The 13352-nt window shown below is 55.7% G+C and carries 17 protein-coding genes; all 17 read left to right on the forward strand.

Annotated features, from left to right (window positions below; genetic code table 11):
• Positions 1-3: 3 nt before the first annotated feature.
• The 17 genes from pilV to HMPREF1147_RS05345 all read left to right on the forward strand — a co-directional run bounded on the left by pilV (position 4) and on the right by HMPREF1147_RS05345 (position 13346).
• Entirely contained in the window at positions 4-1161 is a 1158-nt protein-coding gene (pilV, locus tag HMPREF1147_RS11920) for a shufflon system plasmid conjugative transfer pilus tip adhesin PilV (protein WP_009658010.1), read from the forward strand.
• A gap of 19 nt (positions 1162-1180) precedes the next feature.
• On the forward strand, positions 1181-1555 hold the full coding sequence (locus tag HMPREF1147_RS05270) for a hypothetical protein (protein WP_009658032.1): 375 nt from the start codon (positions 1181-1183) through the stop codon (positions 1553-1555).
• Positions 1552-1710, forward strand: coding sequence for a CD1375 family protein (locus HMPREF1147_RS05275; RefSeq protein WP_009658030.1), 159 nt, complete (start codon positions 1552-1554; stop codon positions 1708-1710). The genes HMPREF1147_RS05270 and HMPREF1147_RS05275 overlap by 4 nt, the downstream gene beginning before the upstream one ends.
• Positions 1711-1775: 65 nt before the next feature.
• Positions 1776-2027 carry a hypothetical protein gene (locus HMPREF1147_RS05280; protein ID WP_037351204.1) on the forward strand — a complete coding sequence of 84 codons (252 nt, stop codon included), beginning with the start codon at positions 1776-1778 and terminating at the stop codon, positions 2025-2027.
• Between the two features lie 2 nt (positions 2028-2029).
• Entirely contained in the window at positions 2030-2356 is a 327-nt protein-coding gene (locus HMPREF1147_RS05285) for a hypothetical protein (protein WP_009658020.1), read from the forward strand.
• Positions 2344-2832 (forward strand): peptidoglycan recognition family protein, encoded by a 489-nt coding sequence (locus HMPREF1147_RS05290; protein WP_009657974.1) that lies wholly within the window; start codon positions 2344-2346, stop codon positions 2830-2832. Before HMPREF1147_RS05285 ends, HMPREF1147_RS05290 begins: the two co-directional genes overlap by 13 nt.
• 9 nt (positions 2833-2841) lie before the next feature.
• Entirely contained in the window at positions 2842-3102 is a 261-nt protein-coding gene (locus tag HMPREF1147_RS05295) for a hypothetical protein (RefSeq protein ID WP_009657983.1), read from the forward strand.
• A 3-nt stretch (positions 3103-3105) separates the two neighbouring features.
• On the forward strand, positions 3106-3690 hold the full coding sequence (locus HMPREF1147_RS05300) for a hypothetical protein (protein WP_009657979.1): 585 nt from the start codon (positions 3106-3108) through the stop codon (positions 3688-3690).
• A gap of 252 nt (positions 3691-3942) precedes the next feature.
• Positions 3943-4992, forward strand: a complete 1050-nt coding sequence (locus tag HMPREF1147_RS05305; protein ID WP_009657997.1) for an ABC transporter substrate-binding protein — start codon at positions 3943-3945, stop codon at positions 4990-4992.
• A gap of 31 nt (positions 4993-5023) precedes the next feature.
• On the forward strand, positions 5024-6352 hold the full coding sequence (gene rimO / locus HMPREF1147_RS05310; protein ID WP_009658024.1) for a 30S ribosomal protein S12 methylthiotransferase RimO: 1329 nt from the start codon (positions 5024-5026) through the stop codon (positions 6350-6352).
• Positions 6352-6843 carry a CinA family protein gene (locus HMPREF1147_RS05315; protein ID WP_009657992.1) on the forward strand — a complete coding sequence of 164 codons (492 nt, stop codon included), beginning with the start codon at positions 6352-6354 and terminating at the stop codon, positions 6841-6843. The genes rimO and HMPREF1147_RS05315 overlap by 1 nt, the downstream gene beginning before the upstream one ends.
• Positions 6840-7496 (forward strand): hypothetical protein, encoded by a 657-nt coding sequence (locus HMPREF1147_RS05320; protein ID WP_009438416.1) that lies wholly within the window; start codon positions 6840-6842, stop codon positions 7494-7496. Before HMPREF1147_RS05315 ends, HMPREF1147_RS05320 begins: the two co-directional genes overlap by 4 nt.
• A 46-nt stretch (positions 7497-7542) precedes the next feature.
• Positions 7543-8745 (forward strand): hypothetical protein, encoded by a 1203-nt coding sequence (locus tag HMPREF1147_RS05325; protein WP_009658017.1) that lies wholly within the window; start codon positions 7543-7545, stop codon positions 8743-8745.
• Between the two features lie 45 nt (positions 8746-8790).
• Positions 8791-9858: a tartrate dehydrogenase gene (locus tag HMPREF1147_RS05330; RefSeq protein ID WP_009658018.1), complete on the forward strand. Its 1068-nt coding sequence runs from the start codon at positions 8791-8793 to the stop codon at positions 9856-9858.
• A gap of 74 nt (positions 9859-9932) precedes the next feature.
• Entirely contained in the window at positions 9933-10814 is an 882-nt protein-coding gene (gene galU, locus HMPREF1147_RS05335; protein ID WP_009438390.1) for a UTP--glucose-1-phosphate uridylyltransferase GalU, read from the forward strand.
• Between the two features lie 19 nt (positions 10815-10833).
• Positions 10834-12060, forward strand: a complete 1227-nt coding sequence (locus HMPREF1147_RS05340) for a DUF445 domain-containing protein (protein WP_009658011.1) — start codon at positions 10834-10836, stop codon at positions 12058-12060.
• Complete coding sequence (locus HMPREF1147_RS05345) at positions 12057-13346, forward strand: DUF445 family protein (protein ID WP_009657994.1); 1290 nt, start codon at positions 12057-12059, stop codon at positions 13344-13346. The genes HMPREF1147_RS05340 and HMPREF1147_RS05345 overlap by 4 nt, the downstream gene beginning before the upstream one ends.
• Positions 13347-13352 lie beyond the last annotated feature (6 nt).

Here is a 13352-nt window from a genome sequence, read left to right on the forward strand (position 1 = left end):
GGTATGGCAAAGACAAACTTCCAGATTTTCAACGAGGAGAATATGCCAGAGCGCACCTATAACGACTCGGAGTATAAAGAAGCGACACAGCGCATCGGCGGTGTTATTCCCGGAATGGCGCTCTCACGTATGCACAACAAGATGTACTATCAATGGTCGGCAATGTGCAAGGCAATCGCAAACCTCATTGTAAAACGAGGACATGACTGCATGGATAACGACGTCGAGGGCATCACAAGATACCTCGAGGAAGCAATCACGAGCGCCGCGGCAGATGGAATCAACACCCACCGCACCGCTGCCGAGCTCGATCATCCAGAGAAGTCTGTACACAAGAAGCACCTGCATGCGGATGCGTATGAATCCCCTGCTCTCACGGGCACGCCGACCGCGCCTACGGCATCGGCAGGAACGCGCAGCGATCAGCTCGCAACAACCAATTTTGTCGCCGCGGCGATAACTGCGCTCGTGAACTCCAGTCCCGCCGCTCTTGACACCTTGCAGGAGTTGGCAAAGGCAATCGGGAACGACCCGAACTTTGCAACGACGATCCTTAATAATCTCGCCGAGAAGGTAAGCAAGAGCGGCGACACGATGAGCGGTGCTCTTTGGGCAGCAACCTTTAATACTAGGGATTGGTTCCGTGCGCATGATGACAGTGGATTCTACTTCGAGAGCCACGGCGGCGGCTGGCACATGACTGATAACGACTGGATACGAGCCTATAACGGAAAACATGTCTATACATCCGGAAAAATGAAAGCCGATGAAGGCTTTGAAGGACGACTCATCGGCAAAGCTGATAGCGCAGATCGGCTCGGAGGGCAGTCACTCTCCGACATCCTCGAAAAAATCACTGCACAGAATACGGGTGGCATCGTGGCAAGCTCGATCGCCCAGAACGGGTGGGTCAAGTTCGCAAATGGGCTCATCATACAGTGGGGTACGATTGACGGCTTGTCAAGTGCCGCTAGGTCCTATGCGTTCCCCATTGAGTTTCCTAATAAAGCATTCATGATAACGGGGGGTAGCGTAAGCTACGAATATGGAGTTGGTTTCAGCCTTATCTCAAATACTCAGTTTATAGCATCATGGTGGCCTGACGATATTGGCACCCCACAGAACGGACACCCGGTTCAGTTTATCGCGATAGGTCATTAACAAGGAGGGGGACCCAGTTATGGAATATCTAGCAAAATTTGACGACGCAGGACGCCGCACTGCGACCGTATGCGAAGGCGTCCACTACGCGACGGACGAAGAACGGCAATCCTATCTTGACGGCGGCTACGTCCCGATTACAGAAGAGGATTACCATCACTATGTTGGCAATCGCGGGCAGGGGGACAACGGCACGGGTTACATCCGCGATGCCGCCACGGGTAAGCCTGTCAGCGCTCCCCCTGCGCCGAAAGTCGAACCACGAGAAACACCGTCTGAACCGGATGTCGATGAAACGGCAGTTGCGCTAGCTGAGGCTGTTGCATCACAGGAGGCGGAAATCGCCGCTTTGAAAGCTGAAGTAGAAGCTCTGAAAGGGGGTGACAAGAAATGAAGACGAAGAACAAATACATGATCCCCGTGTATGCGCTCTTGGTACGCGCCGGGAAGTGGCTCGTTGTTGATGAGGACAACGAGGACAAGAAGCCCATCGTGCCGGAGCTGTACCGAGAGGATGTTGCGGAATATCTCGCGACGCGTGAGGGATAAGAATGTAGGAATGAAGGATAGCCGCTCAATCGGGCGGCTATTTTGATGCAATGAAAGGAACGCATATGGATCAGTCTTTAACCGAGCGGCTCGCAAGGATTGAGGAGCAGCTCACGGTAATACGGAGGGAGCATCCTGCCTGCAAGGATGAGCTACATAGTATCGGCAGACAGATCGCTGCGATCGAATCGTCCCTCAAATCCGCGCACAAGCGGATCGACGATTTCAAAAGGGACGTGTGCTGGACGATTGGGATGAGCACGACGCTCGTCGGTATCTTCGCGACAATCCTCACGTGGGCGCTCGGAGGGCGATAACGATGGGCGCAAAGATAGCACAGTGGATCGGCAGGGCAGGGGCATATGTCAAATCCATGCCGAAGAGTCATGCTGCCATGCGTTATATCGTATGGTACGCCATACTGATCATCCTGTGCTGCACAATCTACGTTTGCGCATGGACGTACGACTGGTACACGCAGCCGAGGGCTGATCTCGTGGAGCTCCGCGCTTTCCTTCATGAGATTGCGTCGGCGGCGTGGATCGCGGTCATCGGATTCCTCGCAAAGTCATTTATCGACCGTGACAACAACGGTATCCCGGATCAGTACGAGGAAGAAAAGGAGGATCAGAAATGCAAAGAGTAAACATCAAGGACACGGAGCTGTCTTTTGGAGAGCTCAGCAAGCGTATGGCGACGGATCAGATTGTCATCCATCACACGGGCAATCCGTACGACGACGATCTGTCCGCAGAAGAGATCCACGCAAGCCACAGGGCGCAGGGATGGGCGGGCATCGGCTATCACTATGTCATACGCAAGAGTGGCACGATCGAGGCGGGGCGTCTGCATTGGACGGTCGGCGCACACGCATACGAGCACAACAATCACACGATCGGGATTCACGTCTGCGGGAATTTCGAGCTCGCCGATCCAACGGGGGCGCAGATCGAATCCCTCGCGATGCTGCTCGCGAATCTCTGCACGGACTACGGTCTGCCGATTGATGAGAATCATGTCGTCGGGCACCGCGATCTCATGCCGACAGCGTGCCCCGGAACAAATCTTTATGTGCTGCTGCCGGAAGTGCGGGGTAAGGCGAATTGGTACGCGCAGAATTGAGGCGGTAAAATGAAATACAGAAAAAGACCCGTTGTCATTGATGCTGTCCAATGGCATGACAATAACCTTGATGAGATAAAAGCCTTTGCCTGCGATGCTGTCGGTGAAGTGTATAACGGGGGAACAAACCTCATCGTTCATACGTTAGAGGGCGCTATGGTTGCAAGCGTGAACGACTTCATTATTCGCGGCGTCAATGGAGAGTTTTATCCATGCAAGCCGTACATCTTCGAGAAAACGTATGAACCTATAGGTGCGGAGGAGGAATAACCCATGCTTGAAAACATCACACGCAAGCAAATCATTATCGCCGCGGCGTGCATCCTTGTCCTCGCCGTTGTTGGTGTACTCACATACCGCTACCACGCGCATACGCAGGAGGCGCTAAGGCAAGCGCAGATCATGACCGAGGAGCAGGCGCGGGACGCAGATACTTTGCGCGAGCGCTTGAGAGTATCCGAGGGGCAAGCACAGCAGCTCGCCCGTGCCATAGAGCGCGCGCAGGAGGGCAAGGTGCAGCCCGTGACACATGTCACGGTCACCGCGCCGACCGTGGAGCGTGCGGCGGCGCAGGTGCAGGAGCGCATCAATCATAATGATAAGACACTGCCGCCCGCCGCTCTCGAAAAGACGGATAGGACGGTCGTCGCCCCGCAGCCCGAGAACAAAGATTATCAAGTCGGCGTATACAAAATTAACCTCGACAAGCGGCGCAAGATCAAGACGGGCGTGACGCAGGTTGACAGCCGTACATATTGGACGGCAGGATTGCAGGTCGGTCGATGGGAAGCTCTCGCGCACGGGCAGGGCAGCGACGTTAAGGGGGGCTCCGTAATCTATACGGTCGCGGAATGGTAACAGAATACAGACGGAAAAAGAGGGGGCGGCATGATACCGTCCCTTTTTCTTGTCTACAATTTGTCTACAAAATGCGGTGGAAATCTCCATTTAGGTGTATTTATACGCATGTGTTTTGTTGGTGGATAATAGGCGTAAAGCTAGATATATCAATGCTTTAAGAGATTTTCCTACTAACGCCTATTGCTATTTGTTTTGGTAAAATATATAATGGCATATAGGTATATGCTTATGCGTGCAAGAGGATTTTACATGAGGCGATATTCGCTGCTTGTTATGGTGTCCGTATTCCTCGTGCTCACGGCTGTCCTCGTGTCAGTGCATCTCTCGTCGCATTCGCGCGGTGCGGAGCGGCGGTCGATGCAGGAGATCACGGCGTACACGTCGCTGCCGACCGAGGCGGCGATGGCGCTCACTGAGGAGTACGAGACGGAACACAATATCAGGGTCAATTTCATTCAGATTCCGCCTGAAGAAATATTCAATCGTCTGCGGGAGCAGTCTAAGGAGACGGGGAGCGGGAAGGCGTCGCTCGTGCTGGCGGAGCGGGAGATTCTCGACCGTGCGGCGGCGGCGGGGTATCTCGTTCCGTATGCGTCGGAAAAGAGCGATCAGGTAGCGGCATCCTTTCGCCACGAGAAAGGATTCTGGACTGGGGTGTGGTATGACCCCATCGTCTTTGCGGTCAATCAAGACTATCTCCGGACGCATCTCGATTTGCCAAATTCGTGGCAGATGCTGACGCAGCAGCGCGATATCCGCATCGGTACGACGGATTTTATGGCGGCGGATGCGGCGTCCAATCTTCTTTACAGTATGATCGCGGAGTACGGCGAGCAGCAGACGTTTGACATGTGGCGCGCCATTCAGCCGAAGATCATGCAGTATTCGCGGTATCTGCACACGCCGGTGCGTCAGGCGGGGATGGGGGAGGTCGATCTCTCCATCGCGGTACTGAGTGAGACGCTGCGCTATGTGCGGGGCGACTATCCGATTCGCGTACTCTATCCGACGGATGGGACGTGTGCCGTGGTCTTCGGCACAGGCATCGCCTTTCGCGCCGCGGAGCGGGACGCGCATGAGGCGGAGCAGTTCGCGGACTGGCTGCTGACGGACGAGGCGCAGCGCGCGCTTGCCCGACATCGGTTCTATTTTCTAACGACGAATCCCGCGACGCTCGCGTATCAGACATTTGCGGGGAAAAATATTACAATGTTTCAAAGTCACCCTTATTTTACCAAGGAAGAGAAGGAGAAGCTCCTCGATCGCTGGGTAAAAAAAGTGCGGCTCAGCGGGGAATAAATATGGGGCGAAAGCCGGAGGAGTTTTGTCAGTGAAAGCAGGTTTCATCAGTCTCGGTTGTGCAAAGAACTTAGTGGATACGGAGGTTATGCTCGGCATCATGCGGGAGCATGGCATCGAACTCACGTCAGAACCGGCGGAGGCGGATATCCTGATCGTCAATACCTGCGCATTCATTCAGTCGGCGAAGGAAGAATCCATTACGACCGTGCTCGGGATGGCGGATTATAAGGAGACGGGACGCTGCCGCAGTCTCATCGTGGCGGGATGTCTCGGTCAGCGATACGGACAGCAGCTCCTCGACGAGATCCCGGAGGCGAACGCCATCATCGGAACGGGGGCGTGGAGCCGCATCATGGAGGTTGTCGAGGAGACGCTGAAGGGACGACGCCTTGTGATTGCGGGCGAGGACGATACCATCTACGATGCACATACGCCGCGCCTGCGGACGACGCCGAACTATACCGCCTATGTGAAAATCGCGGAGGGCTGCGATCACCGCTGCGCGTTCTGTGCGATCCCGCTCATCCGCGGCGGGTTCCGCAGCCGCGCGATGGAGGACATCGTATCCGAGGCGCGGGAGCTGGCGGAGAGCGGTGTACGCGAGCTCGTTCTCATCGCGCAGGACAGCGCGAACTATGGGCTCGATCTCTACCGCAAACCGATGCTTGCAAGTCTCCTGCGGGAGCTCGCCAAGATTGAAAAAATATCGTGGATCCGTGTGCTCTACAGCTATCCGAAATATTTCAGCGACGAACTCATCGAGGTCTTTGCCACGGAGCCTAAGGTCGTCAAATACGTTGATCTCCCGCTCCAGCACGCGCATGACGCGGTGCTGCGCTCGATGAACCGCCCCGATACGCGCGCGGGCATCGAGCGGCTCATCCAAAAACTGCGTGAGCGCATCCCGGGCGTGACGATTCGCTCGACGTTTATCGTTGGATTTCCCGGGGAGACGGACACGCATTATCAGGCGCTGCGCGATTTTGTTGAGGCACAGCGGTTCGATAAGCTCGGCATCTTTACTTACTCCGAGGAGGAGGACACGCCGGCATCGCTCATGCGTCAAAAGGTGTCCGAGGAGGTCATGCAGGAGCGGTACCATGACCTGATGAGCCTTCAGAGCAAGATTTCCGAGGAGATCAATATTTCGCTTGAAAATAAGGAGATCGACGTCCTCATCGAGGGGCGCGACAGCGAGCAGCAGGGGATTGCCGTCGGGCGTTCCTATCGCGAGGCGCCCGAGGTGGACGGGCAGATTTACATCGAGGGCGACGTGGGAAGCTGTATCGGGGATATTGTGAGGGTGCGCCTGTTGCAAGGGTTTACCTACGATATTGTGGGAGAGAAGGTCGGCTGATGGCGGAGAACATTGTGGCGATTGCCGCCGAGATCGGCAGGCTGCTCGAGGAGAACGGTCTTACGATCTCCTGTGCTGAATCCTGCACAGGGGGACTGCTCACGAGTACGCTGACGGATGTGCCGGGCAGCTCCGCGTATCTGACGGGGAGCGTCGTCTCCTATACGAACGAGGTGAAAGCGCGCATTCTAGGTGTGCCGGAGGAGAGCCTTGCCTCCTGCGGCGCGGTCTCGGAACCTGTGGCGCGTGCGATGGCGGAGGGAGTACGCACCCTCATGCGCACCGATATCGGCGTCGGCATCACGGGCATTGCAGGCCCCGGCGGCGGGACGGTGGGCAAGCCCGTCGGGCTCGTCTACATCGCCGTATCTTCACCGAGCGGCACCGTGGTCTCTGAGAACCGGTTTTTGGGGACACGCCTTGAAAATAAGCGTGCCTCTGTGGAAAAAGCATTGTGGATGACTGTGGATATGATAAGGAGTATTTCATGAAAAAACACACGAAACATATATTAGCGGCAGCCGGTATATCGCTGCTCCTTTTTGGTACAGCACATGCCGAAAACACAGTTCCGGCGACAAAGCCAATGGAGCAGGCTGTCCAGGAACATTCACAGACGGTTCTTCCGTATCTTTATGAAAGTAAGGCTTACGGCTACCGCATTATGTGCCCTAAAGCGCCTGTCGGAGTGATTCCTGCCTCAGTGCTGTATGAAGGGCGCAAGGGGGAGGTGCTGATTTTTGAAAACGAGGAATATAATATCAAGTATGCGTGGGTGGTTCTCGTGGATGCATTTTCCGCGGATGCACTGCCGGATCTGAACAGCATTGATCGGGAACAGGCAGAGACGCTTCTCAAGGGGATCATGGGCAGCAACGGCTACGAGGGCATCATGCTCGTCAATCTAACGGAGCGAAATAAGGCAATTTTTGCTATGACGGCGAAGGAAATCGAGATTGATGAGGACGGAGATGGTGTCGTCGATGCTGCGGCACACGCAGACACGCAGATGGCAGTATTGTTTTTCCGCAGTGCGAACGGGGAGCGGTACGGACTAGAGCTGATCGATAATCCGGAACTGCGCGCCGCATCGGTATCCGCGTTTGTAGAGGGGGCACGAACGCTCGCGGGAGCACAAAAATAAAAGAGCTGTTAAGGATAGGGATGAAAGATAAAGGAGAAGATTCCAAATGAAGGGTTCGTCGAAGAAAACAATGATTACTGCAGCCGTGCTTATGGCACTCTCTTCCGGTACGGCATCGGCAGCCACATCAGGGACGGTGGATTCTCAGGAGCTGTTTCACTCGAACCGGCTTGTTACGGATCAGACCCGGCAGCCGAAGATGGAGGAGAATACGGCATCGGACAGCTATGAGGCATCGATCTCCGCACAGAAAAAATCAGCGGCGGCACCCGTACAAAAACAGACGTCGCACACGGCTCCGCAGCGTGCAGCACGTCTTCATTGGGATGACGTGGATACACGTATCGCAGCGCGCAGCAATACGCCTGCATTCACGCTCTCCGCGCAGAAAGCAAAGCCCGTCATCATCACGGCGGCGGACGTGAAGCGCGAGACGAAGCAGGCGGAAAAAGAGGGGCGTGCGCCGCAGCAGCTCGTCGGTCGGACGAATATGCAGGGAGAAGGTCTTCCTCACGTAGAGGTTGTGCCAGAGAACGAGCCGCCGCGTGTCATCCCTCCGCGTCCCGCAGTTCCGTCCGTACCACCGGAAGACATGCACCGGGAACCTGCACAGAATATGCCTGTACCGCCGCCTCCCATGCAGGGATCGCAGATGCCGATAGATCATATGCATCAGCCCGCAGCACAGATGCCGACACAGGCTGCTGTCTCCGTGCCGCAGCAGAGCATGTCTATGGCAGCTGTTGGAGGGGAAGAAGCGCTGCAGAAACCGGAACGCCCTCGCTATGCGCAGATGCCGCATGAGCAGTTTACACTGAACCCTCCTGCGGATGTGCCTGCACCGCCGAAGAAACCGGAGCGATTCGATAGTCTCGATGCACCGCTCTCACAGGGGATGCGTCAGGAGGGGCATTCTCTGCAAGCGGTTCCTGAGCGTTCCGTGCGCCCCGAAGGAGTTCCCGCGCTGACACCGCGACCTCAGCAGATGCAGGATGATACACTCCCCGGCATTTCGGATGAAGTGCGCCGCCATATTCTTGCCGGTCAGCTCGCCATGGAAATTCAGTTAAAAAAAGATCCTACGGTTGAGGGAATGCGCGCACTCACACAGGTTTTGCGTGATAATACGACGCTGACAAAACTGCAAAAAATTGACTTCTTGATTGGATTTGGCCGCGCCTTACATCGCAGCGATCTTCCTCGCCAGCAGCAGTCACTTTTGATTAAGACGATTGCGGATTCGTTTTAATGCCGACACATTTTTAGAAAGTCGATCGAAAAGGGGGTGTTCTGGATGAAGCATTTTAATATTGCGGTGATCGCAGGCGACGGGATCGGACCGGAGGTCTTGGCAGAAGGCAAGAAAGTGTTCTCCGGCATTGCCGGGATGAGCGGTACGTTTACCGTCTCATTTGAGGATTTTCCATGGGGATGCGAATATTACCTCAGAACCGGAGAGATGATGCCGCCGGATGGACTCGATACGCTCCGTGTGTTCGATGCCGTCTATCTTGGTGCCGTCGGATACCCCGGCGTGCCGGATCACATATCGCTCGGCGACTTGCTCTTGCGCATTCGCCGAGGCTTTGATCAATATATCAACCTGCGCCCGGTAAAACTCCTCAAAGGAGCCCCCTGTCCGCTTGCCTGCGCTCTGCCGGACGATATCGATATGATAGTCGTGCGGGAGAACAGTGAAGGCGAATACGCCAATGTCGGCGCGCATCTCTATCCGGGGACGGAGCGGGAAATGGCGCTCCAAACGGGGGTGTTCTCGCGCCACGGGTGTGAACGCGTGATTCGCTATGCCTATGAGCTGGCACGGCAAGAGAAGCGCTCTTTGACCTCAATATCGAAGGGGAACGCGCTGCGTTACTCCATGGTCTTTTGGGATCGGATTTTTGCAGAGGTGGGCGAGGACTACCCCGATGTCGAGACACATACGCTTCTCGTCGATGCGGCGAGCATGTTCTTTGTCAAAGATCCGAAACGGTTTGAGATCGTCGTGACAAGCAACCTTTTCGGTGATATTCTGACAGACCTAGGAGCTGCGATTGCAGGCGGCATGGGGCTTGCCGCCGGTGCAAACCTCAATCCAGAGCGCAGGTTCCCGTCAATGTTCGAGCCGATTCACGGCAGTGCGCCGGATATCGCGGGGCGAGGGCTTGCAAATCCTCTGGCGTCGATTTGGTCGGTGAGTCAAATGCTGGACTTTCTCAGCGAACCTCTTTGGGGCGCGCGGATTCTATCCGCCATTGAGACACTGCTCATAGAACGGCGGACGCTCACGCCTGATCTTGGCGGTACGGCGCAGACGTCGGAGATCGGCGACGCCGTATTGGAAATTTTGGCACGGACGTAACTTTTTAGGATATATGGGCGCGGGGCAGAAAGCACCTCGCGCTTTATTTACAGCGGAAGCTAGGAGCAATGTACATGACGAGACAGCCGATACGAAAAGCAGTGATTCCCGCCGCAGGATATGGCACGCGATTTCTCCCCGCGACTAAGGCGACACCGAAAGAGATGCTCCCCATCGTGGACAAGCCGACCATCCAGTATATCGTCGAGGAAGCGCTCTCGAGCGGTATTGAGGACATTCTCATCATCAGCGGACACGGGAAGCGCGCCATTGAGGATCATTTCGACGCGGCACCGGCGCTGGAACATGAACTGGAGCGCAAGGGAAAGCAGGAACTCTTGGATCTCGTACGAGAGACGACGGATGTGAACGTGCATTATGTACGCCAAAAATATATGCGAGGGCTCGGCGATGCGATCCTGTGTGCAAAGAGCTTTGTAGGGAATGAACCGTTTGCAGTTCTGCTTGGCGACGACGTGGTCTATCATCCGCAGCGCTCGGCGCTGCGCCAACTCATGGACGTCTACGAGGAGACAGGCGGCTCGGTACTTGGCTGTCAGGTTGTCGCGGACGAGCAGGTATCGTCCTATGGCATCGTTGCGGGCAAGAACCTGGGGAATGCGCGTTTGATGCGCGTTCACGATATGGTGGAAAAACCTGCGCTCGAAGAAGCGCCAAGCCGTATGGCGGTGCTCGGCAGGTATATCATATGCCCGGGGATCTTTGAGATCCTAGGCAATACGACACCGGGCAAGGGCGGGGAGATCCAGCTCACGGATGCGCTCAAGGTCTTGGCACAGCGTGAAGCGGTCTATGCGTATGATTTTGAGGGACAGCGTTACGACTTGGGGGATAAACTCGGATTTTTACAGGCGACAGTAGAGTTTGCTCTGCGACGTGCGGATCTTGGGGCACCATTCCGCGACTATCTCAAAGCACTCGTGCCGACACTCTAAATAATGTGAGGCGACCTCTGTGCAGAAGGAAAATCAAGCGAATCTTGCGCTTGCCGTCAGCGTGATCGGCGCCGCGTCCACGATGGGCGGCGGCGGTATTCTCATGAGTACGCTGCATCACGGATTTCTCGCCGCGACGATCGGGGGGCTTGCCGATTGGTTTGCCATCAAGGCGATTTTCGGGCGTCCGCTCGGCATATCGCATCGGACGGATATCCTGCGGCGCAACCGGGCGCGCATTATGGAGTCCCTCGTATCGTTCTCGTCGAGCGATCTCCTCAGCCGCGATAACATCATGCAGGTTGTATCAGAGGAGAATATCGGCGCGCTCCTCGTAGAGTACTTAGAGCATCGCGGGGGGCGCGAACGGCTCGTTGATGCGGCGGTCGACATATTGCATCATATCACGGCGGGAGTGGACAGCGAGAACGCCGCGCGGGAGCTGACCCCCTATATCATACAGGCGCTGCGGAGCCTGCCTCTCGAGGATAGTCTCGCACAGCTGCTCTCCGTTCTTGCGGAGCATCCCCATGCAGATCGCGTCTTTAACGTATTCGTTCGCATGGGGCGCCGCATCATACGGACGGATGCCTTTCAGGAACTGCTGCATGAGAACGTTGCCTCCATGCGTGCGGAGTATGAGGGGGACGGTATGATACGCGCCTTTGTCCTGTCATTTTTCGACGACGCGATGATTGTCGAAGGATTGACCGACTACCTCGACGAGATGCTCGAGAGCGCGCTCGAAGCGGAGCATTGGCGCCATATCGACGGCGTGGCGGCGCTTGGCGCGTTTGTCACCGCCGTTCGGAGCGATCCTGCGCTGCGTGATATACTGTATCAATATAAGATACATCTTGCCGAACATATTGACATCGCGTCAATGATTGTCGACTTTATCGAAACGCGGGTCAAAGGCGCACGTCCGTTCTGGGTTCCTTACCTCAAGCAGCTCCTCAATGAAAAATTAGATACCTTCGTACACTCCGCCGCGTGGCAGAGCCGCGCGGATCGCTTCGTGAAGGGGTTGATCGCCGCGGAGATCGACAAGCATCACGATCTCGTCGCAGTATTTGTGCGCGAATATCTGAGCAAAAAAAGCGACGACGAGCTGATCGCGTTCATCGAACGAAAGGTGCGCGGCGATCTCCAGATGATCCGCGTCAACGGTGCCGTGGTCGGCGCTATTGTCGGCATGGGGCTCTCTCTGTGCGTGACCCTCGCGGAAAGGATGTGGGGACTATGATGCGCTCTCTGAACACTGCGGACAGGGCGTTGCTCCTCTCCTTCCTCTGTTTCCTCATTTCGCTCTATTTGCATCTTTCCTATCCCGGCGCCGTATGGGCGGGCGGTTTGCTCGCCGTCAGCGAGGCGGCGCTCGTCGGCGGGGCGGCGGACTGGTTCGCCGTGACCGCACTTTTTAAGAAGCCGCTCGGATTCCCGTACCACACGGCGCTGCTCCCGCGCCGCCGTGCGGGATTCATTCACGCGATTGTCGTGATGGTACAGAAGGAATTTTTCTCACGGCGCAAAATCTTCCGCCATATTGAAAAAATTCATCTCGTCCCGATGATGCAGGCATACCTCCGGCGTCCCGAGACAGAAGAAGGGCTGACGAATACTGTCATGCATTTCCTCCGTGCATCCTTCCTGCGCGGGCACAATACGAAGATGATTTCCTATTTGTCCGGACGTATTAAAAATCTCGTTTTGCAGGAGAATATCGCCGCACTGATCGATCGGATCGTCGACACCTCCCAAAAAAATGCATGGGATCGCAGCGGTCTTGTAAAACTTGCTGTCCTGCTCAAAAAAGAAGCACTCACCGAGGAGATGTGGCATTCGATTCGAGATGCGCTGGAACGTATGGAGCACGAAAAATTAGGGGATGGATTTCTCTCGCGTCTCCTCGAGTTGACGAATACCGTCAATTTGGAAGAGGGTGCCTCCCTCATTCAACGCCATATCTGCACGGCGCTCGACGAGATCGCGGCGGACGGCTCGCCATTGCAGGAGAAGGCGCTGTCGCTTTGCAGAGCATGTCTTTTGGATCTGCGCAGGGACGAGGAGATCCTTTCTCTTGCACGCGAACTGCAAGTGCGCATCGCGGATGAACTGCCCATAGAGGAGACGCTGAAACGTCTCTTTGATCAGATGCGCAGACATTTCGAAGAGGATCGTGCACGACATGTGGACGCTGTTGAGGAGCATATGCCAGAACTCTATACACATCTGCGCAGCATCATCCGGGTGGAATATCGGCACATGCTTTCCCTCATCGAGCAGAGCCCCGATCTGCAAAAGATCATCACAAAGGTTTTGTACGACCTGCTCGCGCGCTCCGCGCTCCATGCGCAGACGCTCGTCGGCGTCATCGTTGAGAATGTGCTCGCACGGTTGACGGACGATGAGCTCAATCGGCTCGTCTACGATAAGGTCGAGCAGGATTTCCTGTGGATTCGCGTGAACGGCTCGCTCGTCGGCGGATGCATTGGCGGGCTTCTCTTTATTGTTTCCTATTTTGCCGTATAAAAAATC

The organism is Selenomonas sp. FOBRC9 (genome assembly GCF_000287655.1).
Classification (GTDB): Bacteria; Bacillota; Negativicutes; order Selenomonadales; family Selenomonadaceae; genus Centipeda; species Centipeda artemidis.

Coding starts and splice junctions, on each gene's coding strand:
- pilV (WP_009658010.1), top strand. CDS start 4: ATGGCAAAGACAAACTTCCAGATTTTCAACGAGGAGAATATGCCAGAG.
- HMPREF1147_RS05270 (WP_009658032.1), top strand. CDS start 1,181: ATGGAATATCTAGCAAAATTTGACGACGCAGGACGCCGCACTGCGACC.
- HMPREF1147_RS05275 (WP_009658030.1), top strand. CDS start 1,552: ATGAAGACGAAGAACAAATACATGATCCCCGTGTATGCGCTCTTGGTA.
- HMPREF1147_RS05280 (WP_037351204.1), top strand. CDS start 1,776: ATGGATCAGTCTTTAACCGAGCGGCTCGCAAGGATTGAGGAGCAGCTC.
- HMPREF1147_RS05285 (WP_009658020.1), top strand. CDS start 2,030: ATGGGCGCAAAGATAGCACAGTGGATCGGCAGGGCAGGGGCATATGTC.
- HMPREF1147_RS05290 (WP_009657974.1), top strand. CDS start 2,344: ATGCAAAGAGTAAACATCAAGGACACGGAGCTGTCTTTTGGAGAGCTC.
- HMPREF1147_RS05295 (WP_009657983.1), top strand. CDS start 2,842: ATGAAATACAGAAAAAGACCCGTTGTCATTGATGCTGTCCAATGGCAT.
- HMPREF1147_RS05300 (WP_009657979.1), top strand. CDS start 3,106: ATGCTTGAAAACATCACACGCAAGCAAATCATTATCGCCGCGGCGTGC.
- HMPREF1147_RS05305 (WP_009657997.1), top strand. CDS start 3,943: ATGAGGCGATATTCGCTGCTTGTTATGGTGTCCGTATTCCTCGTGCTC.
- HMPREF1147_RS05315 (WP_009657992.1), top strand. CDS start 6,352: ATGGCGGAGAACATTGTGGCGATTGCCGCCGAGATCGGCAGGCTGCTC.
- HMPREF1147_RS05320 (WP_009438416.1), top strand. CDS start 6,840: ATGAAAAAACACACGAAACATATATTAGCGGCAGCCGGTATATCGCTG.
- HMPREF1147_RS05325 (WP_009658017.1), top strand. CDS start 7,543: ATGAAGGGTTCGTCGAAGAAAACAATGATTACTGCAGCCGTGCTTATG.
- HMPREF1147_RS05330 (WP_009658018.1), top strand. CDS start 8,791: ATGAAGCATTTTAATATTGCGGTGATCGCAGGCGACGGGATCGGACCG.
- galU (WP_009438390.1), top strand. CDS start 9,933: ATGACGAGACAGCCGATACGAAAAGCAGTGATTCCCGCCGCAGGATAT.
- HMPREF1147_RS05345 (WP_009657994.1), top strand. CDS start 12,057: ATGATGCGCTCTCTGAACACTGCGGACAGGGCGTTGCTCCTCTCCTTC.